Source organism: Citrobacter sp. 21OH12SH02A-Citro (assembly GCF_027919895.1).
GTDB lineage: Bacteria > Pseudomonadota > Gammaproteobacteria > Enterobacterales > Enterobacteriaceae > Citrobacter > Citrobacter braakii.
In genome coordinates this window covers 4,750,095-4,771,383 of the sequence record NZ_CP114801.1, presented here as the reverse complement: position 1 = coordinate 4,771,383, position 21,289 = coordinate 4,750,095, and the positions used below count along the sequence as shown (strand labels likewise).

General features: G+C 50.8%; 18 protein-coding genes and 1 pseudogene. 11 read left to right on the top strand and 8 right to left on the bottom strand.

What is annotated here, in order from left to right:
• Nucleotides 1-624 (top strand): thiol:disulfide interchange protein DsbA, encoded by a 624-nt coding sequence (gene dsbA / locus O6D90_RS22925; protein ID WP_016155156.1) that lies wholly within the window; start codon nucleotides 1-3, stop codon nucleotides 622-624.
• Nucleotides 625-637: 13 nt separating this feature from the next.
• Here the strand turns inward: dsbA and O6D90_RS22920 are convergent, their stop codons facing one another.
• Nucleotides 638-1,498 (bottom strand): acyltransferase, encoded by an 861-nt coding sequence (locus tag O6D90_RS22920; protein WP_271143322.1) that lies wholly within the window; start codon nucleotides 1,496-1,498, stop codon nucleotides 638-640.
• Here O6D90_RS22920 and O6D90_RS22915 point away from each other — a divergent pair.
• Complete coding sequence (locus O6D90_RS22915; protein WP_019077950.1) at nucleotides 1,392-1,727, top strand: hypothetical protein; 336 nt, start codon at nucleotides 1,392-1,394, stop codon at nucleotides 1,725-1,727. The two genes, O6D90_RS22920 and O6D90_RS22915, sit on opposite strands and share 107 nt — an antisense overlap.
• A 215-nt stretch (nucleotides 1,728-1,942) precedes the next feature.
• Nucleotides 1,943-4,729 (top strand): DNA polymerase I, encoded by a 2,787-nt coding sequence (polA, locus tag O6D90_RS22910; protein WP_016157863.1) that lies wholly within the window; start codon nucleotides 1,943-1,945, stop codon nucleotides 4,727-4,729.
• Between the two features lie 333 nt (nucleotides 4,730-5,062).
• On the opposite strand, the gene yihA is transcribed toward polA, so the two are convergent.
• Entirely contained in the window at nucleotides 5,063-5,695 is a 633-nt protein-coding gene (gene yihA / locus O6D90_RS22905) for a ribosome biogenesis GTP-binding protein YihA/YsxC (RefSeq protein ID WP_005121851.1), read from the bottom strand.
• 209 nt (nucleotides 5,696-5,904) lie between these two features.
• On the opposite strand from yihA, the pseudogene O6D90_RS22900 reads away from it, so the two are divergent.
• The 3 genes and pseudogenes from O6D90_RS22900 (at nucleotide 5,905) to hemN (ending at nucleotide 8,330) form a co-directional block, all read left to right on the top strand.
• Nucleotides 5,905-6,153 (top strand): annotated as a pseudogene (locus O6D90_RS22900) (hypothetical protein).
• Between the two features lie 105 nt (nucleotides 6,154-6,258).
• The gene (yihI, locus tag O6D90_RS22895) at nucleotides 6,259-6,768 is read left to right on the top strand and encodes a Der GTPase-activating protein YihI (protein WP_019077947.1); all 510 of its coding nucleotides are present in this window, start codon (nucleotides 6,259-6,261) and stop codon (nucleotides 6,766-6,768) included.
• Between the two features lie 188 nt (nucleotides 6,769-6,956).
• Nucleotides 6,957-8,330, top strand: a complete 1,374-nt coding sequence (gene hemN / locus O6D90_RS22890; protein ID WP_016157864.1) for an oxygen-independent coproporphyrinogen III oxidase — start codon at nucleotides 6,957-6,959, stop codon at nucleotides 8,328-8,330.
• Nucleotides 8,331-8,417: 87 nt separating this feature from the next.
• Here the strand turns inward: hemN and O6D90_RS22885 are convergent, their stop codons facing one another.
• From O6D90_RS22885 to glnA, 4 genes are all read right to left on the bottom strand, one after another.
• Nucleotides 8,418-8,528, bottom strand: a complete 111-nt coding sequence (locus tag O6D90_RS22885) for a YshB family small membrane protein (RefSeq protein WP_003028631.1) — start codon at nucleotides 8,526-8,528, stop codon at nucleotides 8,418-8,420.
• 112 nt (nucleotides 8,529-8,640) lie between these two features.
• Nucleotides 8,641-10,050, bottom strand: a complete 1,410-nt coding sequence (glnG, locus tag O6D90_RS22880; RefSeq protein ID WP_016155162.1) for a nitrogen regulation protein NR(I) — start codon at nucleotides 10,048-10,050, stop codon at nucleotides 8,641-8,643.
• Between the two features lie 11 nt (nucleotides 10,051-10,061).
• The gene (gene glnL, locus O6D90_RS22875) at nucleotides 10,062-11,111 is read right to left on the bottom strand and encodes a nitrogen regulation protein NR(II) (protein WP_016155163.1); all 1,050 of its coding nucleotides are present in this window, start codon (nucleotides 11,109-11,111) and stop codon (nucleotides 10,062-10,064) included.
• A 203-nt stretch (nucleotides 11,112-11,314) separates the two neighbouring features.
• Nucleotides 11,315-12,724: a glutamate--ammonia ligase gene (gene glnA, locus O6D90_RS22870; RefSeq protein ID WP_003028638.1), complete on the bottom strand. Its 1,410-nt coding sequence runs from the start codon at nucleotides 12,722-12,724 to the stop codon at nucleotides 11,315-11,317.
• Between the two features lie 380 nt (nucleotides 12,725-13,104).
• Between glnA and typA the strand changes: the two genes are divergently transcribed.
• Nucleotides 13,105-14,928, top strand: coding sequence for a ribosome-dependent GTPase TypA (typA, locus tag O6D90_RS22865; RefSeq protein WP_008786988.1), 1,824 nt, complete (start codon nucleotides 13,105-13,107; stop codon nucleotides 14,926-14,928).
• Nucleotides 14,929-14,994: 66 nt separating this feature from the next.
• Here the strand turns inward: typA and O6D90_RS22860 are convergent, their stop codons facing one another.
• Together O6D90_RS22860 and O6D90_RS22855 are read right to left on the bottom strand one after the other, a co-directional pair.
• Nucleotides 14,995-15,783: a DeoR/GlpR family DNA-binding transcription regulator gene (locus O6D90_RS22860; protein WP_016157865.1), complete on the bottom strand. Its 789-nt coding sequence runs from the start codon at nucleotides 15,781-15,783 to the stop codon at nucleotides 14,995-14,997.
• Between the two features lie 39 nt (nucleotides 15,784-15,822).
• Nucleotides 15,823-16,719 (bottom strand): sugar kinase, encoded by an 897-nt coding sequence (locus O6D90_RS22855; protein ID WP_016157866.1) that lies wholly within the window; start codon nucleotides 16,717-16,719, stop codon nucleotides 15,823-15,825.
• Nucleotides 16,720-16,891: 172 nt separating this feature from the next.
• On the opposite strand from O6D90_RS22855, the gene yihU reads away from it, so the two are divergent.
• From yihU to O6D90_RS22835, 4 genes are all read left to right on the top strand, one after another.
• Nucleotides 16,892-17,782, top strand: a complete 891-nt coding sequence (gene yihU / locus O6D90_RS22850) for a sulfolactaldehyde 3-reductase (RefSeq protein WP_016157867.1) — start codon at nucleotides 16,892-16,894, stop codon at nucleotides 17,780-17,782.
• 25 nt (nucleotides 17,783-17,807) lie between these two features.
• Nucleotides 17,808-18,695, top strand: a complete 888-nt coding sequence (locus O6D90_RS22845) for an aldolase (protein ID WP_016157868.1) — start codon at nucleotides 17,808-17,810, stop codon at nucleotides 18,693-18,695.
• Between the two features lie 31 nt (nucleotides 18,696-18,726).
• Complete coding sequence (locus O6D90_RS22840; protein ID WP_016157869.1) at nucleotides 18,727-19,737, top strand: zinc-dependent alcohol dehydrogenase; 1,011 nt, start codon at nucleotides 18,727-18,729, stop codon at nucleotides 19,735-19,737.
• A 69-nt stretch (nucleotides 19,738-19,806) separates the two neighbouring features.
• The gene (locus O6D90_RS22835) at nucleotides 19,807-21,240 is read left to right on the top strand and encodes an MFS transporter (RefSeq protein ID WP_016157870.1); all 1,434 of its coding nucleotides are present in this window, start codon (nucleotides 19,807-19,809) and stop codon (nucleotides 21,238-21,240) included.
• The last annotated feature ends 49 nt before the right edge of the window (nucleotides 21,241-21,289 follow it).

Genomic DNA, 21,289 nt, shown 5'->3' with positions numbered 1-21,289 from the left:
ATGAAAAAATTATGGCTGGCGCTGGCTGGTATGGTTTTAGCTTTTAGCGCATCTGCAGCGCAGTTCCAGGATGGCAAACAATACATCACTCTGGAAAAGCCTGTTGCGGGTGAACCGCAAGTGTTGGAGTTCTTCTCCTTCTACTGCCCGCACTGCTATCAGTTTGAAGAAGTTCTTCACGTCTCTGATAACGTGAAGAAAAAACTGCCGGAAGGCACTAAGATGACTAAGTACCACGTCGAGTTTCTGGGGCCGTTGGGCAAAGATCTGACGCAAGCTTGGGCCGTTGCTATGGCGCTGGGCGTTGAAGATCAAGTAACCGTTCCGTTGTTTGAAGGTGTTCAGAAAACCCAGACCGTTCAGTCTGTAGCTGATATCCGTAAAGTGTTTGTCGACGCGGGTATTAAGGGTGAAGACTATGATGCGGCATGGAACAGCTTCGTGGTGAAATCACTCGTGGCGCAGCAGGAAAAAGCGGCGGCTGATTTACAGCTGCAGGGCGTTCCGGCAATGTTCGTGAATGGCAAATATCAGGTAAATCCGCAGGGCATGGATACCAGCAGCATGGATATCTTTGTACAACAGTATGCGGATACTGTGAAGTATCTGGTTGGTCAGAAGTAAAAGCAAAAGCCGGTCACTTGTGCTGACCGGCTTTTTCATTTGAGGCTTTAATCGCGTCGAGTTGCGCGTCTTTCTCACTCCACAGCGTATTAAGCCACAGCTGAAACCGACGCTTGAATCCCTTATCGTTCACGTAATCACCGTGTAACTCTTCATGAATTGGCTCCAGATTTACCCGCACGACAATACGCGTTAGCTTACCGCTCAGCATATCGTAGAACGGTCGGCTGCTATTTTCCGGATAGCACAACGTGACGTTCAACATTTTATCGAACTGCGACCCCAGTACGTTCAATGCCATCGCAATACCGGCCGCCTTTGGAGGGAGCAAGTTTTGATAAGGAGAGCGGGTTTGCTCACGTTTCTCTTTGGTAAAGCGTGAACCTTCGACAAAATTCACAATAGTTGTCGGGTGTACGCGAAACTTCTCGCAGGAACGACGCGTTGTTTCGACATCTTTACCGCGCCGTTCTGGATCACGGAGCAGGTAGCCTCGCGAATAGCGTTTCATAAACGGCATATCCAGCGCCCAGCAGGCCAGGCCAATAAAGGGCACCCAGGCCAGTTGTTGCTTGAGGAAATATTTATTCATGGGGATGTGCTTACGGAACAGCACGCAAAGCACAACGATGTCAGCCCAGCTGTAATGGTTACAAATGAGCAGATACCAGTTTTTCTTGCTAAGACCTTCCAGTCCCTCGACATCCCACTTCAGTCGCGGATTGAGGTGTAGCAGTAGCGCCAGACCTTCACACCAGCAGTACATCATGAAATTACAGAAGACAGAAACCTTGCGCCAGACAACGGGAACGGGCAAAAGGAGTTTTACAACTCCGGCAAGGATGATCGGCACAGAACAAAAAATCGTGACCAATATGGTCAATACGATACTCAGCAACAGCGTTATCGCAGCGAGTATTCTCGTCATAATTAAATTATTCAAAAGGTTAGCCATAGATAGTGCGCTAAAGAGGCGCAAGGGGCTGATTTTATCAGAAAACGAACCAAATGATGGATCTTCCCTGAATAGAAAAAAAGGGAATATCTATCCACATCAGGATATAAGCTGTATAAATGGAATAAAATGCTACGCATTTATTTAAGTTTCTGAAATATATATATAAATAAAATGACGTGTTAATTTCATTGCTATATTTAAAGAGCTGAAAATTATTTATTCACAAAGTTATCCACAGTCTTCTTTGCGAGCAAAGCAGAAGAACTACAAAAGTTTTTCGACAAATGCGGCGAAAAACTCATGTTTTCATCCTGTCTGTGGCATCCTTTACCCATAATCTGATAAACAGGCACGGACATTATGGTTCAGATCCCAGAAAACCCACTTATCCTTGTAGATGGCTCCTCTTACCTGTATCGCGCATACCATGCGTTCCCGCCGCTGACCAACAGTGCAGGAGAACCTACTGGCGCGATGTATGGTGTCCTCAACATGCTGCGTAGCTTGATTCTGCAATATCAGCCGACCCATGCTGCGGTGGTATTCGACGCTAAGGGTAAAACCTTCCGTGATGAGTTATTCGAACACTACAAGTCACACCGCCCACCCATGCCGGACGATCTGCGTGCGCAGATTGAGCCTCTGCATGCGATGGTAAAAGCGATGGGGTTGCCACTGCTGGCCGTTTCGGGCGTGGAAGCAGACGATGTCATCGGTACGCTGGCGCGAGAAGCAGAGAAGGTGGGGCGTCCGGTGCTGATTAGCACCGGTGATAAAGATATGGCTCAGTTGGTGACGCCGAATATCACCCTGATCAACACCATGACCAATACGATCCTCGGCCCGGATGAAGTGGTGAATAAATATGGTGTTCCACCAGAACTGATCATCGATTTCCTGGCGCTGATGGGGGATTCCTCAGATAACATCCCAGGCGTTCCTGGCGTAGGTGAAAAAACCGCGCAGGCTCTGCTGCAGGGGCTGGGGGGGCTGGATACCCTCTATGCTGAATCAGACAAAATCGCGGGGCTGACTTTCCGTGGTGCGAAAACTATGGCGGGCAAGCTTGAGCAGAATAAAGAGGTAGCGTACCTCTCTTATCAATTGGCTACCATTAAAACGGATGTTGAACTGGAGTTGACCTGCGAGCAGTTGGAAGTACGTCAGCCGGCAGCGGATGAACTGCTTGGCCTGTTTAAACAGTATGAATTCAAGCGTTGGGTTACTGACGTTGAAGCGGGTAAATGGCTACAGGCGAAAGGAACGAAGCCGGCGGCAAAACCACAGGAAACTATCGCCGTCGATGAAACGCCTGAGGGGCCGGCCACGGTTCTCTCGTATGATAACTATGTGACAATTCTGGATGAAGCGACGCTGGAAGAGTGGATTGCGAAGCTGAAAAAAGCGCCTGTCTTTGCCTTCGATACTGAAACTGACAGCCTGGACAACATCTCTGCGAATCTGGTTGGCCTGTCTTTTGCCATTGAACCGGGTGTGGCTGCATATGTTCCTGTTGCCCACGATTACCTGGACGCCCCCGATCAGATCGCTCGCGACCGCGCGCTGGCATTGCTGAAGCCGCTGCTGGAAGATGAGAAAGCGCATAAAGTCGGGCAAAACCTGAAGTATGATCGCGGTATCCTGGCGAACTATGGCATCGAACTGCGTGGAATCACCTTTGACACCATGCTCGAATCCTACATTCTTAACAGCGTCGCTGGCCGACACGATATGGACAGCCTCTCGGACCGCTGGCTGAAACATAAAACCATCACCTTTGAAGAGATCGCCGGAAAGGGCAAAAACCAGCTGACCTTTAACCAGATAGCGCTGGAAGAAGCCGGACGTTACGCTGCGGAAGACGCCGACGTTACGCTACAGCTCCATCTCAAAATGTGGCCAGAATTGCAGCAGCATAAAGGACCGCTGAACGTCTTTGAAAATATCGATATGCCGCTGGTTCCTGTTTTGTCTCGCGTTGAGCGCAATGGTGTGAAAATCGATCCGGCTGTTCTGCACAAACATTCAGAAGAGCTGATGCTGCGTTTGAACGAGCTGGAGCAAAAAGCGCACGAGATCGCCGGAGAAGCGTTTAACCTCTCTTCCACCAAGCAACTGCAAACTATCCTGTTTGAAAAGCAGGGTATTAAGCCGCTGAAGAAAACCCCTGGCGGCGCGCCATCAACGTCGGAAGAGGTACTGGAAGAGCTCGCGCTCGATTACCCATTGCCGAAAGTGATCCTGGAATATCGCGGCTTAGCAAAACTGAAGTCGACCTATACGGATAAGCTTCCGTTGATGATTAACAAGAAAACCGGGCGCGTTCACACCTCCTATCACCAGGCGGTGACTGCTACCGGGCGCTTATCATCCACGGATCCAAACCTGCAGAACATCCCGGTACGTAATGACGAAGGTCGTCGTATTCGTCAGGCGTTTATTGCGCCAGAAGACTACGTGATTGTCTCCGCAGACTACTCACAGATTGAACTGCGTATCATGGCGCATCTCTCGCGTGATAAAGGTCTGCTTACCGCATTTGCCGAAGGGAAAGATATTCACCGCGCAACGGCGGCGGAAGTCTTTGGCTTACCGCTGGATTCCGTGACTGGTGAACAACGCCGCAGCGCGAAAGCCATCAACTTCGGTCTGATCTACGGGATGAGTGCCTTTGGTTTGGCGCGCCAGTTGAATATTCCACGTAAAGAAGCACAGAAATACATGGACCTCTACTTCGAACGCTACCCTGGCGTGCTGGAATATATGGAACGCACCCGTGCACAGGCAAAAGAGCAAGGTTATGTCGAAACGCTGGAAGGGCGTCGTCTCTATTTACCGGATATTAAATCCAGTAATGGCGCTCGTCGCGCTGGTGCAGAGCGCGCGGCAATTAACGCCCCGATGCAGGGTACTGCCGCAGACATTATCAAACGCGCCATGATTGCGGTGGACGGATGGCTGCAAACCGAGCAACCACGTGTGCGCATGATCATGCAGGTACACGATGAACTGGTGTTTGAAGTGCATAAAGATGACCTCGAAAGCGTCTCTAAAAAGATCCATCAACTGATGGAAAACGAGACCCAGATTGATGTGCCGTTGCTGGTGGAAGTCGGTAGTGGCGAAAACTGGGATCAGGCGCACTAAGGGTTTACTGAATAACGCCCCTTTTTCGTAACTAAGCAACATAAGATAGAACTTTTTGTGATGTCCATTAGAATTCCCTATGTAAGGAATGAAAAAAAATTACAAAAAGTGCTTTCTGAGCTGCTCAAAAAAGAGTAAAGTTATTCACGTAGGGTACAGAGGTAAGATGTTCTATCTTTCAGACCTTTTACTTCACGTAATCGGATTTGGCTGAATATTTTAGCCGCCCCAGTCAGTAATGACTGGGGCGTTTTTTATTGTGCGAAAGAAAAGTTTCGTACAGGCTGTAGGCCGGATAAGACGCGCAGCGGCGCTATCCGGCATATCGGTGGGTTACTCCCCGTCCTGCATCTCTTCAATCGGCGCCAGTTCACTAAACCAGCTATCCAGCTTCTGCCGAAGTTTGTCCACGCCCAGTTTTTTCAGTGATGAAAATGCTTCTACCTGTACATCACCGTTAAATGCCAGTACGGCTTCACGTACCATATTCAACTGGGCTTTGCGCGCACCGCTGGCCAGCTTGTCTGCTTTAGTCAGCAGTACCAGAACCTGAACGTTGCTCTCAACCGCCCACAAGATCATCTGCTGATCGAGGTCTTTTAGTGGGTGACGAATATCCATCAATACCACCAGACCTTGCAGGCTCTGACGTTTTTCCAGATATTCAGCCAGCGCGCGCTGCCATTTGCGCTTCATCTCTTCCGGAACTTCGGCATAACCGTATCCTGGCAAATCGACCAGGCGTTTGCCGTCAACGACTTCAAACAAGTTGATGAGCTGAGTACGACCCGGCGTTTTAGATGTACGCGCCAGACTCTTTTGATTCGTCAGGGTATTTAGCGCACTGGATTTGCCTGCGTTGGAACGGCCAGCAAAAGCCACTTCGATACCGGTATCGGAAGGTAAGTGGCGAATATCAGGCGCACTCATCACAAAGTGCGTCTGTTGATAATTCAAGTTAGTCAAAGCAGTCCTCTCCATCAATCAGGGCTTTGCAGCGATTATACCTGAACCCCAGCAAAAGGCTGGTTTTTCGACGCGTAGGCTATGTAAGTAAAAACCTCGCACTTTGTGAGACATTGCCGATAGTTTCTATACGAGATGACAGAGTAAAAAATGACGTAACTAAAATAAATCATATAGTTAAGATAAGGCACTATTCTTAAAGTCCGAAATTGTTACCCAGGTTACTTGTACGTTTAAGCCAAAGCGGTAAAGTAGCGCCCATAGCGAGGAAGCTGACAGGATAGTCGACTCAGGATGAGGGTCAGGAGCGCCAGGAGGCGAAGACACAGGATTGTCAGGGAGACAAACGTCTGGAGACGTTAGTAAAAGGAAATGGAAACAACACGGAATGTTTCAGGCTAAGGGAAAAACAGGGTGTGTTGATAGCCAACAGGGATTGTAGAGCCCGTAAGGGTTGAGAGTCAGGAAAAAAGGCGACAGATTACTCTGTCGCCTTTTTTCTTTATTTCTGCTAGATTCCGGCGCAATTATATACTGAATAAAACAGCCAAAGACGAATCATGATGAAACCAACTTCTACACCACGCGGTAAAGGTCCTGCAAAAGCGCGTCGTAAAACACGCGAAGAAATTAATCAGGAAGCTCGCGACCGTAAGCGCCAGAAAAAACACCGTGGTCATGCGGCGGGTAGCCGTGCGTCCGGTAGCGAAGGCGCATCTGGTGGCGGAAACCAAAATAAGCAAAAAGATCCTCGTATTGGCAGCAAAAACCCCATTCCATTGGGCGTGACCGAAAAAGTCACCAAACAGCACAAACCGAAGAGTGAGAAACCTATGCTTTCACCACAGGCTGAGTTGGATTTACTGGAAACGGATGAGCGCCTGGATGCGCTGCTGGAGCGTCTTGAAGCAGGAGAAACCCTGAGCGCGGAAGATCAGACCTGGGTTGATGCCAAGCTGGACCGCATCGATGAGCTGATGCAAAAGCTGGGTCTTTCTTACGATGACGAGGAAGAAGAGGAAGAGGAAGAAAAGCAGGAAGACATGATGCGTCTGCTGAAAGGCGGCAACTAACGGTTTTACACCGTGGGTCTTCCCGTCCTGCTTATAACCCTTCCGGTTATATGTTATCTGGTGTGGTTATTCGTTAAACTACAGCGGTTGTCGCGGCGACAGAAGTGGCTGCGCAACCGGCTTATCACCCGCACTGGGGTTAAGCCGGTACGCCGTACCCGCCAGAGACGCCATCGGAAGGAGTGAGCATGTCAGAGCAGTTAATAGACTGGGACCTGGCCCTGATCCAGAAATATAACTATTCCGGGCCACGATATACCTCGTACCCGACCGCGCTGGAGTTTTCTGAAGACTACGGCACAGAAGCATTTCTAAAGGCCGTGGCGCGTTATCCTGAGCGTCCGCTCTCGCTGTACGTTCACATCCCGTTCTGCCACAAACTGTGCTACTTCTGTGGCTGCAACAAGATTGTGACTCGCCAGCAGCATAAAGCAGATCAATATCTCGATGCCCTGGAACAAGAAATTATCCATCGCGCACCGCTGTTCGCCGGACGCCATGTCAGCCAGCTGCACTGGGGCGGCGGCACGCCAACGTATCTGAATAAAGCGCAAATCAGCCGTTTGATGTCACTGCTGCGTGGCAATTTCAACTTTAACGACGACGCCGAAATCTCGATCGAAGTGGATCCGCGTGAAATCGAGCTGGATGTCCTTGATCATTTACGCGCTGAAGGTTTTAACCGTTTGAGCATGGGAGTGCAGGACTTCAACAAAGAAGTCCAGCGCCTGGTGAACCGTGAGCAGGATGAGGAGTTTATCTTTGCGCTGCTGAATCATGCGCGGGAGATTGGCTTTACCTCAACGAATATCGATCTGATTTATGGCCTGCCAAAACAGACGCCAGAGAGCTTCGCCTTTACCCTGAAACGCGTGGCTGAGCTGAATCCAGACCGTCTGAGCGTCTTTAACTACGCGCACCTGCCGACGCTGTTTGCTGCCCAGCGCAAGATTAAAGATGCCGACCTGCCCAGCGCGCAGCAGAAGCTGGATATCCTGCAGGAGACCATCTCTTCACTGACCGAAACTGGCTATCAGTTCATTGGCATGGATCACTTTGCCCGCCCGGATGACGAACTGGCCATTGCTCAACGCGAGGGCGTTTTGCATCGCAATTTCCAGGGCTATACCACCCAGGGGGATACCGATCTGCTGGGTATGGGCGTATCGGCCATCAGTATGATTGGCGACAACTACGCGCAGAATCAGAAAGAGTTGAAGCACTATTACCAGCAGGTAGACGAGCAGGGGAATGCGCTGTGGCGCGGAATTGCCCTGACCCGCGACGACTGCATTCGTCGGGATGTTATTAAGCTCCTGATCTGCAATTTCCGCCTCGACTATGCCGCCGTGGAACAACAATGGGATCTGAACTTCGCTGACTATTTTGCCGAAGACCTGAAACTGCTGGCGCCGCTGGCGAAAGATGGGCTGGTGGATGTGGATGAGAAGGGGATTCAGGTTACGCCGAAGGGGCGTCTGCTGATTCGTAATATTTGCATGTGCTTCGATGCATATCTGCGCCAGAAAGCGCGTTTGCAGCAGTTCTCGCGCGTTATTTAGCCGGGTTGCCCGGTGGCGCTTCGCTTACCGGGCCTACGAAATCTCAATACGTAGGTCGGGTAAGCGAAGCGCCACCCGACAAACCCGCTAGCTGAACAGCCCAACCAGCGCCGCACACAGCACGGCGGCAACCGCAGTTTGTGGCGTATGGCTTTCGACCGCACCGCTCGATAGCAGATTTATCATTGATTCCAGCATGATGACTTCCCCCCGTTTGCCGGGCACGATCATACTTAACTCATCGGAACAGTAAAGCGCAAAATAGCAGCAATTTGCGCTCAATTATCAATCTTTACACAGTGACCGATCGTCACTCCATTCCGAGTTCTTTTAACTTTCGCGTCAAGGTATTACGGCCCCAACCGAGCAGCCGTGCCGCTTCCTGTTTATGCCCCTGGGTATGGCGTAGCGCGGTGGTCAACAGCGTGCGCTCCATCTCCGGTTGAGCCTCTGAAAGCAGGTTTTGATGACCGGAACGTAATGCCCGATCCGCCCACTGTGCCAACAGGGTTGCCCAGCTGTCTGGCTGCATATGGGACGGTGCGTCAGGCACGGTGGTTTCAAACAGTTCGGTCGGTAAGTCCTGAATGAGTACTTCCTGTCCGGCGGCCATTACGGTTAACCAGCGACAGGTATTCTCAAGCTGACGCACGTTTCCCGGCCATGACAGACGGGTGAGCGCCGCCTCGGTTTCAGTGTGTAATTGCTTGGCTTCTACTCCGAGTTCGCGGGCGGCCTCCTGCAGGAAATGACGCGCCAGGCGTGGGATATCTTCCCGACGTTCGCGCAGTGGCGGCAGATGCACCCGGATGACGTTCAGGCGATGGAATAAGTCCTCACGGAATTTGCCTTCCTGCACCCGCAGTTCCAGGTTCTGGTGCGTGGCGGCGATAATACGTACGTCCACCTTCACAGGCGCATAACCGCCAACGCGGTAAAACTGTCCATCGGCTAATACGCGCAATAAACGTGTCTGCACGTCCAGCGGCATATCGCCAATTTCATCGAGGAACAGCGTGCCGCCGTCTGCCTGTTCAAAGCGCCCCTGACGAATCGTATTCGCCCCGGTAAACGCCCCTTTTTCATGGCCAAACAGCTCAGACTCGATCAAATCTTTCGGAATAGCAGCCATGTTCAGAGCGATAAACGGTGCTTTGACGCGCGGACTATGACGGTGCAACGCATGGGCGACCAGCTCTTTACCGGTCCCGGACTCTCCGTTAATCAATACGCTGATTGAAGAACGGGACAGGCGACCAATAATGCGAAAGACGTCTTGCATTGCCGGTGCTTCGCCGATGATGTCGGTTGTTGGGCCGTTGATCTGAACATTACGCGGTTGCTGCTGTTCCTGATAATGGCTGATGGCGCGTTCGACCAGCGCCACGGCTTCATCAATATCAAAAGGTTTGGGCAGATAATCAAACGCCCCTTGCTGGTAGGCGCTGACGGCAGCATCCAGATCGGAGTGTGCGGTCATTATGATGACCGGAAGCATCGGATGCCGCTGTTTGATCTGTTTTAACAGCGTCAGGCCGTCCATGCCCGGCATACGGATATCCGACAGCAGTACGTCCGGCGTTTTGCTGGCCAGCGCGTCCAGTACCTCTTTACCACTCTCAAATGTAGTGCAGCTTAGTCCTGCCCCTGCGAGCGCACGTTCAAGCACCCAACGGATGGAACTATCGTCATCAACTACCCAGACTATTCCTCGTTGCATAAACGTCACCTTTATTTCCTGATAGGCAGGTAAACCGAGAACTCGGTATGACCCGGCCAACTGGTAAATTCAATTTTGCCGGAATGTTGATCAATCAAATTACGGGCGATGGATAATCCAAGGCCGGTACCGCCTTCGCGACCGCTGACCATTGGGTAGAACAGCGTGTCCTGCAAATGCGAGGGAATTCCCGGGCCGTTATCCTCAACATCAATCCGCGCCGCCAGACGATAACGCATACCGTGCAGCGTGAGCTGAAATGCGGTGCGGGTACGCAGAATAATTTCGCCGCCTTCCGGTCCCAGCGCCTGCAAAGCATTGCGCACGATGTTCAGCAAAACCTGCTCGATCTGGTCCGGGTCGTGCAGTAATTCAGGCAGACTCGGGTCGTAATCACGAATCAGCGTGACGTTTTCCGGCAGCTCCATCGAGACCAGCGCCACCACGCGCTCCGCCACTTTGTGAATACTTTCGGTGACGTGCATTCCCGGCTGTTGTGGTCCCAGCAGACGGTCGACCAGATTACGCAGGCGGTCGGCCTGCTCAATAATGACTTTGGTATATTCGGTCAGCGCCGGGTCCGGAAGCGCTTTACTGAGCAGTTGCGCCGCGCCGCGTAATCCACCCAGCGGGTTTTTAATTTCGTGCGCCAGGCCGCGCACCAGATCGCGGGCAGCGATCTGCTGGGCGTGCTGGAGCTGTTCCTGGCTCAGACGGCGCTGGTTATCCATTGGCGCCATCTCCAGCAGGATAAGGCCATCAGGCAGCCTCTGAGCGGTCACAGAGAGGATGTGTGAGTGGCTATCTATCACCAGCGTCACTTCGTTATCCGTAAAGCCCTGGCCTGCTTCCAGGCTCTCTCGCATCAGCCCGATGTTTAAGGAGAAATAACTCAACAGATCGGGAAGTGGGGTACCAAACAGTTTGCGGGAGCTTTGGGCGAGCAGCTGTTGTGCCGCCGGGTTGGCGTAATGTACCGCCAGCTCATCGTCGACGAGTAAGATGCTGTTGATTAAAGAATTGAGGATCTGCCCAGCATCGGGCAGCGTGCCGGTTGCCATTCAGCAGTCTCCTGAAAAGTGTTGCACCAATTTAGTGCATTATAGCTTTTTACATCAAAAAAGCGCGAGGAAGCAGGTTGTTAGTGGAGAAAAAAGCCCATCCTGGGATGGGCTAAAAGTTCCACGGCAACTTAAAGACTCTATATTTTTCTTGCTACAGCCGCGTGGGTCGCAACAAGAAATCTACGGAGTATTGGTACTAATTAAACGCTGTAGTACAGCTCAAACTCTACCGGGTGCGGAGTCATACGCACGCGGTCATCTTCTTCGCGACGCAGCGTAATGTACGCATCGATCGCTTCATTGGTGAACACGCCGCCTGCAGTCAGGAACTCGCGGTCCAGATCCAGTTCTTTCAGTGCTTCTTCCAGAGAACCAGCAACCTGTGGGATCTCTTTCGCTTCTTCCGGCGGCAGGTCGTACAGGTTTTTATCCATGGCTTCGCCCGGGTGGATCTTGTTCTTAATACCGTCAAGACCCGCCATCAGCAGTGCTGCGAAGCACAGGTACGGGTTAGCAGCCGGGTCCGGGAAACGCACTTCGATACGACGCGCTTTCGGAGAAGCCACTACCGGAATACGGATAGAAGCAGAACGGTTACGGGCAGAGTAAGCCAGCATTACCGGCGCTTCGTAGCCTGGGACCAGACGCTTGTAAGAGTTGGTGGTTGGGTTAGCCAGGGCGTTGATCGCTTTAGCGTGTTTGATTACGCCGCCGATGTAGAACAGCGCCTGCTCAGACAGACCCGCATATTTGTCGCCAGAGAACAGGTTTACGCCGTTCTTGGACAGAGACATGTGGCAGTGCATACCGGAACCGTTATCGCCAAACATAGGTTTTGGCATAAAGGTCGCGGTTTTACCGAAACGGTGAGCGACGTTGTGAACCACATATTTGTAGATCTGAATTTCGTCCGCTTTTTTGGTCATGGTGTTAAAGCGGGTCGCGATTTCGTTCTGACCTGCGGTCGCCACTTCGTGGTGATGCGCTTCAACAACCAGGCCCATTTCTTCCATGATCAGACACATGGTAGAACGGATGTCCTGAGAAGAATCTACCGGAGGAACCGGGAAGTAACCGCCTTTCACGCCAGGACGGTGACCTTTGTTACCACCTTCGTATTTGGTGGAGGAGTTCCATGCGCCTTCGATGTCATCGATAGCCACGTGGGAACCGGAAATGGACGCGCCGAAACGGATGTCGTCAAACAGGAAGAACTCTGGCTCAGGCCCGAACAGAACGGTGTCTGCGATGCCGGTAGAACGCAGATACTCTTCAGCGCGTTTAGCGATGGAGCGCGGGTCGCGGTCGTAGCCCTGCAGCGTACCTGGTTCCAGGATATCGCAACGGATGATCAGGGTGGACTCTTCATAGAACGGGTCGATAAGTGCAGTAGACGCATCTGGCATCAGAACCATGTCTGATTCGTTAATGCCTTTCCAGCCACCGATTGAGGAGCCGTCAAACATTTTGCCTTCTTCAAAGAATTCGGCATTTACCTGATGAGCAGGAATAGTGACGTGCTGTTCTTTACCTTTGGTATCAGTGAAGCGTAAATCAACAAACTTCACTTCGTGTTCGTTCAGCATCGTCAAAACGTGTTCAGCGGACATACTTACTCTCCCGGATTGGTCATGGTCGTCGTGGTAACGAAGTCTTCAATTCTGCAAAAAATTGGCCGTGTCGCCGTAAAAAATATAAAGCGAAATCTGTGCCAACTTTTAAATTGCCCCTAAAAGGCGTTATCATGCGCACTATCGTGCAAAGGGGCTGCACCATGAAGGTTGTATTGCACCATTATAGTGCTTTAATGTGAACATTAAGCACCATATTGGTGCAAAGCATGTCAGATTACCCCTTTTAACGCTCCGTGAATGTGATCACAAAGAAACTCTGCAATACTTGTTTGCGGAGGATGTTTGTGATCCTGTTTTGTACTGCGATTAATCCGTGTACAATAACGCGCTATTTCTAAAATGCCTGAGGCAAAGTTGTGATCGAAAATTTGCGTAACATCGCCATCATCGCGCACGTAGACCATGGTAAAACGACCCTGGTAGACAAGCTGCTCCAACAATCCGGTACGTTCGATGCACGTGCTGAAACCCAAGAGCGCGTGATGGACTCCAACGATTTGGAGAAAGAGCGTGGGATTACCATCCTCGCTAAAAACACCGCTATCAAATGGAATGACTACCGTATCAACATCGTTGATACCCCAGGGCACGCCGACTTCGGTGGTGAAGTTGAACGTGTAATGTCCATGGTCGACTCCGTGCTGCTGGTGGTGGATGCAATGGATGGTCCGATGCCGCAGACGCGCTTCGTGACCAAAAAAGCCTTTGCCCATGGCCTGAAGCCAATTGTTGTTATCAACAAAGTTGACCGCCCTGGCGCGCGTCCTGACTGGGTTGTTGATCAGGTATTTGACCTGTTCGTTAACCTCGACGCTACCGACGAGCAGCTGGACTTCCCGATCGTTTACGCTTCCGCGCTGAACGGTATCGCAGGTCTGGATCACGAAGATATGGCTGAAGACATGACTCCGCTGTATCAGACCATCGTTGATCGTGTTCCGGCTCCAAGCGTAGACCTTGATGGCCCGCTGCAGATGCAAATCTCTCAGCTGGACTACAACAACTACGTTGGCGTAATCGGCATCGGCCGTATCAAACGCGGTAAAGTTAAACCGAACCAGCAGATCACTATCATTGATAGCGAAGGCAAAACCCGTAACGGTAAAGTCGGTAAAGTTCTGACCCATCTGGGTCTGGAACGTATCGAGAGTGATATTGCCGAAGCGGGCGATATCATCGCGATCACCGGTCTGGGCGAACTGAACATCTCCGACACCATCTGCGACCCGCAGAACGTCGAAGCGCTGCCGGCTCTGTCCGTTGATGAACCGACCGTAACCATGTTCTTCTGCGTAAACACCTCCCCGTTCTGTGGTAAAGAAGGTAAGTATGTTACCTCTCGTCAGATCCTTGACCGCCTGAACAAAGAGCTGGTGCACAACGTTGCGCTGCGCGTCGAAGAAACCGAAGATGCGGATGCGTTCCGTGTATCCGGTCGTGGTGAGCTGCACCTGTCTGTTCTGATCGAGAACATGCGTCGTGAAGGTTTCGAAATGGCGGTTTCCCGTCCGAAAGTAATCTTCCGCGAAATCGACGGCCGTAAGCAAGAGCCGTTCGAAAACGTAACGCTGGACGTAGAAGAGCAGCATCAGGGTTCTGTCATGCAGGCTCTGGGTGAGCGTAAAGGCGACCTGAAAAACATGAATCCAGATGGCAAAGGCCGCGTACGTCTTGACTACGTGATCCCAAGCCGTGGTCTGATCGGCTTCCGTTCAGAATTCATGACCATGACTTCCGGTACCGGTCTGCTGTACTCCACCTTCAGCCACTACGACGATGTTCGTGCGGGTGATGTGGGTCAGCGTCAGAACGGCGTACTGATCTCCAACGGCCAGGGTAAAGCAGTTGCGTTCGCACTGTTCAGCCTGCAGGACCGCGGTAAGCTGTTCCTGGGTCACGGTGCTGAAGTTTACGAAGGCCAGATCATCGGTATTCACAGCCGCTCTAACGACCTGACTGTAAACTGCCTGACCGGTAAGAAACTGACCAACATGCGTGCGTCCGGTACTGACGAAGCAACGGTTCTGGTTCCGCCGGTTAAGATGACTCTGGAGCAGGCTCTGGAATTCATCGATGACGACGAACTGGTAGAAGTTACCCCAACCTCTATCCGTATCCGTAAGCGTCACCTGACTGAAAACGATCGTCGCCGTGCAATGCGTGGCGCGAAAGAAGAGTAATTAACGCTCTTTCTCAGGTAAGCATAAAAAAGCCGCTGATTTCAGCGGCTTTTTTTATCAAAAAGATCAGGTTGTTTCCTGCTCTGCAATGACTAGCTCAATATTTTCTAAATCAAGTAATTGCTTGAATGAATTTGGTGGTTGGGAATCGGTAAAAAATGCCCGAATTTTACGCATATTACCGATGGATACAGCGGCTGAGGCGGTAAACTTAGTATGATCAGCAACTAACAGCGTATTACGTGCATGCTTAATCATCGTTTTGGCGACAAGCGCTTCGTTAACGTCAAATTCCAATAGTGTGCCGTCTTCCTCAATGGCACCAATACTGGTAATCAAATAGTCGGCTCTAAATCCTTCAATAAAGTTCACTGCTCCTGGACCAACAATACCACCATTATGAGCACGTAACGTTCCACCGGGTACCATGACCTCAAGATCTTGATTCTTATATAAGATCTGCGCAACGCGAAGACTGTTAGTAATTATGCGTAGGTCCCGGCGGTTCAGCAAAGCTCGTGCGACGGCTTCTACCGTAGTACCAATGGTAATAAAAACCGTGCAGCGTTCAGGAAGATAATCAGCAACAGCCTCCGCTATCGCTTCTTTTTCCTGAATGAGGGACAACTCTCGCTGTTCGAAGGCGGTATTCATGATGCTGGATACACGTCCGGCTCCACCATGGTGTCGGGTGATCAGACCCTGTTCACTCAACTTACGAATATCTCGGCGCACGGTTTGTGTGGAAACATCCAGCAATTGTGCGAGCTCTTCAATATTCATATAGCCGCGTTCTGAAATGTAATGAACAAGTTGATCGTGACGCGGATTACCGGTGACTTCAATGATGCTCATGAATACTCCTGGACCTCTTCCCCGTAATTGTCGGCTATTTTACGCATAAAGTGACAAAAATGATTCGGTTTGCGCACGATTAGGAATTCCGGCTCGTCCGCCTGCCTGAGTGCATTTCATCGCCGCCACAGCACTTGCGAAACGGATAGCTTGATCAGTAGACATTTTCTCTGCGAGAGCTGCCGCCATAGCACCGTGGAAAACATCGCCTGCCCCAGTTGTATCCACAACATTGACAGAAAATGCAGTTTGTTGGCACGTTTGCCCATTTTCAATCCATAGTGATCCTTCACTACCAAGCGTAACGTACACTTTACCATTGGTATGCTTAGAGGCCAGTTTAAGTGCCAGTTGTGCATCATTCTGCCCTGTCATTCTCTTCAGACCTGGGGTTGAAAAAACTGCATGGTCGGCAAGTGCTACCAATGGGGTTATGTCTTGTGGAGTCATATCGGCATCCAGCAGTGTTGGGACACCTGCGGCACGTGCCAGCTCGAAGGATTTCAACGTCCCTTCATGCCAACGTACATCGGCCAGAACGATGTCATATCGAGAAAAATCAATCGACTCCAACCACTGAGCATCTGTACCAAGATCTGGGCTTGGATAGTTCACGATGATGCGTTCTCCGTGCTGATCGACCAATATTGCGGACTGAGATGAACGGGAATTCGGGTATTGCCGACAAAACTCGGTATTAACCCCCCAGACCTGAAGTTCGTTAAGCAAAGTATTCCCGCAACTGTCATCGCCTACGCGACCTATAAAATCAACGTCAATACCGAGCCGGGCAATGGCGACAGCCGCTGTTGCGGCTGGGCCGCCACCTGTTTCAAGGTATTGATTAGATTGATATTTACCCCCGCCATTGGGCAGGTCGTTTAAAGAATAAATACGGTCCTGAACGGTGATTCCAATACAAGCAATTCTGGTCATATTTGTTTATTCCTGTGTGATCTTGTCTTCTTTTGTTCATTTTAATGACATAAATGATCAAATTAGTGACATGTGTCTTGTTTTTAGTCATAAATTACAAATATGCTCAAAAACAGACGAAAACGAATTTTTAATTGTAATTATTTTGTCAACCTGAGACAGGAGAGCATTCATGACAACCGTTGCATTTTTGGGCTTGGGCCAGATGGGCAGCCCAATGGCTAATAATCTATTGCAAAAGGGACATGCTTTGCGTGTGTTCGACGTAAACCAACAGGCAGTCAATGAATTAGTACAAAAAGGTGCGACTGCTGCTCAAACCCCTGCTGAAGCCGCTAAAGATGCTGAATTCATTATCACTATGCTGCCAAATGGCGACATCGTTCGGCAAGTTCTGCTGGGTAAAGATGGCGTCAGCGAAGGCCTGTCCCCCAATGCATTGGTTATTGACATGTCCACGATTCATCCATTGCAGACCGATGCATTGATTCATGAGATGAGAGAGAAAGGCATCAGCATGATGGATGCCCCCGTGGGCAGAACGTCAGTTAACGCGATTGACGGCACGCTGCTGATTCTTGCTGGTGGAACGCCTGAACAGGTTGAACGCGCTCGCCCTGTGCTGATGTGTATGGGAAATGAACTGGTGGAAGCTGGCGGTCCCGGTATGGGGATCCGTGTAAAGCTCATCAATAACTATATGAGTATTGCGCTGAACGCCTTGTCAGCGGAAGCCGCTGTACTTTGCGAATCATTGGGTTTGAGCCTTGATGTGGCCATTAAGGTCATGAGCGGTACTGCCGCAGGCAAGGGGCACTTTACGACAACCTGGCCTGGCAAGGTACTTAAAGGAGATCTATCTCCGGCATTCATGGTGGACCTCGCGTTGAAAGACCTGCGTATTGCCGTCGATGTCGCTAGTCAGACCGGTGCGCCGCTCAATATGGGCATTGCAGCAGAAACCTATTACACCCGTGCCAGCGAGAACGGTCGAGGCCGTCAGGACTGGAGTGCGTTGTTATCTCAGGTTCGTCAGCAGGCTGGCCGACCAGATTCACTATAAATTTTAAACAGTTACAGGAGTTATTATGTCTTCCCACAATACCCCATACACGCTGAAAGATATTTCTCGCCCTGGCGGTGGATTTGCCATGCTGGCCGTTGATCAGCGTGAAGCAATGCGCCTGATGTTTGCAGCGTCTGGATATCCTAAACCGGTTGCCGACAGCGTATTGACTGATTTTAAAGTTGCAGCAACACAAATTCTGTCTCCCTACGCTTCAGCGGTTCTGGCAGATAAACAATTTTGTCTCGATCAGATTGTCTCTCAAGGTGCAGTCGCTGATTCATGTGGACTGATTGTGGCGGCTGACCATTTTGTTCCGGGTAATGGTATTCCAGTTGATAGTGTCGAAATTGATAGAGCGATTGATCCGCATAAAGCCCGCGAAATGGGTGCGAAAGCCATGAAGTTGTTGGTGCTGTGGCGTGAAGATGAACCTGCAGAAGAACGTTTGGCTATGGTGGCTGAGTTTGTTCAACGCTGCCGTAGCGCAGGGTTGGTCAGCATCATTGAGCCGGTTGTCCGACCCCCTCGTCGTGGTTGGGAATTTGACCGGGAAAGCGCCATCGTTGCCGCAGCGGCTGAACTCGGCTGCACCGATGCTGACCTCTATAAAGCTGAAATGCCATTAGGCGGCAAAGGTGATGAACAGACCCTACTTGCTGCGTGTCAAAAGTTGCATGAGCAAATGAAAATGCCGTGGGTCATTCTCTCTTCTGGTGTTGATGCGGATATTTTTGGCCGCGCGGTCCGTATCGCCATGAAGGGGGGAGCTTCCGGATTCCTGGCAGGGCGTGCCGTTTGGGCATCGGTTGTTGGTGCTCAAGATCCGCAAACAATGTTGCGTGATGTGTCGGTTCCACGCTTACAACGCCTGGCAGAAATCGTCGATGAAGGGATTTCTCAGCGTTAATCACCCATTTTAACGAATCTGGAGAAGAACCATGGATAAGATTACCCAAGTTCTATTTTCTGATATTGGGAAGGTGACCACCCAATATGTTGAGCTGCCGCACCAGGAACTTAAACCGCAAGAAGTCCGCATTGCTCCGGTGTTTTACGGAATATGTGGCTCTGATCTGCATGTACTGAAGGGAGGGCACCCATTCGCAAAACCTCCGGTTGTGCCTGGACATGAAATTGCGGCACGCGTAACTGAAGTGGGCAGTGAAGTGACGAATGTTAAGCTGGGCGATCATGTCGTAGTCGACCCAATAATGGCCTGCATGGAGTGTCGTGCTTGTAAAGCGGGTCGCTTTAATCTGTGTGAGCCGCCACAGGTTGCTGGCTTTCGGGCGCCGGGTTTTGCCCGCTCGCAGCACATTGTACCTGCACGAAACTGCCATGTTGCACCTGCTTCGTTACCACTAAAAGCACTGGCTTTCGCTGAGCCAGCAGCCTGCGCGCGTCATTGCGTGAGCCGTATGCCGAAAGCGTCATTGGAAAGTGTACTAGTGATTGGTGCAGGGACAATTGGCTTATCCATCGTTCAAGCATTGCGCATCATGGGCGCGGGAAAGATCACCGTCATCGAACCTGATGCCGCTAAGCGCGCGTTGTCGTTAAAGCTAGGTGCCACGGAAGTCTGGGCTCCGGGGGAATTGGATGCACAGGTCCGTTTTACGGGGGCAATTGATGTTGTTGCTGCCCAGACCACGCTGAATGATGCATTTACCCACGTTTATGCTGGCGGAACGGTAGTGTGCATGGGGGTACCGAGTGGCCCACGTGAAATTCCTCTTCCGATGATGCAGCGCTTCGAACGCGATTTGTTGAATTCCGGCATGTATATCCCGGAAGACTTCGATGCCGTGATTGAATGGCTTGCGGATGGGCGGTTTGACACCAGCGAACTGGTGACCGATCTCTTCCCTGTCGAAGATGCGGATAAGGCGTTTGAACGTGCGCAGCAAAATGACTCTATAAAAGTCATGCTGCAATTTGCTGAGGTTTGATGCTGTAACCCTCTGTCTGGCGCTGCTTAAGGGTAGCGCCATCCTACAACAATGAAAAAGGATGCTGCGATGAGTCACATCACCAGTCCTACACCTTACTCGATCGGTCGTCCCCAGGACGTGATTGATATTGTTAATAAACATTCAGCAGTAAACACCAGTGTCGGCGTCATTTTTATCGCTCTTGGCGGCATTCTAATTGATGCCTATCAGGCGGCGATGGTGGGGTTTGGTAATAAATATATTGCATTGCAATTTGGTATTTCGCCGGGGCTAGCGGCGACGGTTAACGCCTCTGTTTTAGTTGCCGCTCTGATTGGTGGATTGCTGGCGAACCGTGTGATTAACCGCTTTGGTCAAAAGCGTGCATTTATCATCGGAATGGGCCTGTGCACAATAGGTGCCGCAGCTGTCGCGATAGCCCCGAACATCTGGTGGGTGCTGGTGTGTCGCGTAATCATGGGATTTGGCTTGGGTATTGATTTCCCGCTGGCAACAAATGCGGTGGCAGAACTACGCGGCTCAACATCTAAGAAAACCGGTTCATCGGTTAATCTCTGGCAAATGGCCTGGTATGTATCAACTACGGTCGTCTATCTTGTGCTGCTTCCACTGCTGTTGTCGGGTATCGCAGAAGAGCAATTATGGCGCTATGGTATTTTCATTGGTGCTATTTTTGCCATCATTATCATGATCCTACGCTATTTCTTCATTGGCGAATCCGCAATGTGGGCCGCACGAGTCGGACGTTATGATAAAGCCTGCGATATTCTGGCTAAACGCTATGGTGTTCATGCTCGCGTTGCTGCCAAGTCAAAAAGCGATGATATTTCTTCTGAAAAAACAGAAAGTAAGTTTCATGGCGGGTATGGGATTTTATTTAACTCACGTTATCGCAAACGTACCATTCTCGGCTGCGTTGTGGCGACGATGCAAGCCTGGCAATACAACGCCGTGGGCGTTTATTTACCGCTGACTTTGGCGGGAATACTGAGCGGTGGATTAACCGGGGCACTTAGCGGTTCTGCGGTAGTGAATGCCCTGTGTGGCATTACAGGTGGATTGATTGGTTCACTTATCCTCCAGCGTTTGGGAACTCGCCTTCAGTCGATGTATGGTTTCGCCGTCGTAACGGTTGCATTGCTGGCTTTAGGTGCATTAGCAACCACCAACCCATGGCTTTCTTTAGGTTTGTTGGGCGCGATCATTTTCTTCCATTCAGCGGGCCCGGGCGGCCTGGGAATGACCATTGCCACACTTTCTTATCCGCCATCTATTCGCCCGACAGGCGTAGGATTTGCTCGTGCAATTATGCGTACTGGGGCGATTGCCGGACTTATTTTCTGGCCAATGTTGTGGGGTGCATTAAAGACAGAAGCGTTCTATTGGCTGGCAATTGTTCCTTTTCTCGGCTTCTTGACATGCGTGTTGATTAAGTGGGAACCACTTGGTGCAAACGTTGACGCTGAAGACGCTGAGGTACTGGCTGAGCTGGATAAATAACAAGCAAGCGCGTCGCAACATGTCGACGCGCTTTTTCGTATATCCGCCG

What these genes read in the sequence shown, in the direction of transcription:
- dsbA (WP_016155156.1), top strand. Translation starts at nt 1, where the DNA reads ATGAAAAAATTATGGCTGGCGCTGGCTGGTATGGTTTTAGCTTTTAGC.
- O6D90_RS22915 (WP_019077950.1), top strand. Translation starts at nt 1,392, where the DNA reads ATGAAATTACAGAAGACAGAAACCTTGCGCCAGACAACGGGAACGGGC.
- polA (WP_016157863.1), top strand. Translation starts at nt 1,943, where the DNA reads ATGGTTCAGATCCCAGAAAACCCACTTATCCTTGTAGATGGCTCCTCT.
- yihI (WP_019077947.1), top strand. Translation starts at nt 6,259, where the DNA reads ATGAAACCAACTTCTACACCACGCGGTAAAGGTCCTGCAAAAGCGCGT.
- hemN (WP_016157864.1), top strand. Translation starts at nt 6,957, where the DNA reads ATGTCAGAGCAGTTAATAGACTGGGACCTGGCCCTGATCCAGAAATAT.
- O6D90_RS22885 (WP_003028631.1), bottom strand. Translation starts at nt 8,528, where the DNA reads ATGCTGGAATCAATGATAAATCTGCTATCGAGCGGTGCGGTCGAAAGC.
- glnG (WP_016155162.1), bottom strand. Translation starts at nt 10,050, where the DNA reads ATGCAACGAGGAATAGTCTGGGTAGTTGATGACGATAGTTCCATCCGT.
- glnL (WP_016155163.1), bottom strand. Translation starts at nt 11,111, where the DNA reads ATGGCAACCGGCACGCTGCCCGATGCTGGGCAGATCCTCAATTCTTTA.
- glnA (WP_003028638.1), bottom strand. Translation starts at nt 12,724, where the DNA reads ATGTCCGCTGAACACGTTTTGACGATGCTGAACGAACACGAAGTGAAG.
- O6D90_RS22860 (WP_016157865.1), bottom strand. Translation starts at nt 15,783, where the DNA reads ATGAGCATCATTGAAGTCACCGGTAATCCGCGTCACGATCAACTTGTT.
- O6D90_RS22855 (WP_016157866.1), bottom strand. Translation starts at nt 16,719, where the DNA reads ATGACCAGAATTGCTTGTATTGGAATCACCGTTCAGGACCGTATTTAT.
- yihU (WP_016157867.1), top strand. Translation starts at nt 16,892, where the DNA reads ATGACAACCGTTGCATTTTTGGGCTTGGGCCAGATGGGCAGCCCAATG.
- O6D90_RS22845 (WP_016157868.1), top strand. Translation starts at nt 17,808, where the DNA reads ATGTCTTCCCACAATACCCCATACACGCTGAAAGATATTTCTCGCCCT.
- O6D90_RS22840 (WP_016157869.1), top strand. Translation starts at nt 18,727, where the DNA reads ATGGATAAGATTACCCAAGTTCTATTTTCTGATATTGGGAAGGTGACC.
- O6D90_RS22835 (WP_016157870.1), top strand. Translation starts at nt 19,807, where the DNA reads ATGAGTCACATCACCAGTCCTACACCTTACTCGATCGGTCGTCCCCAG.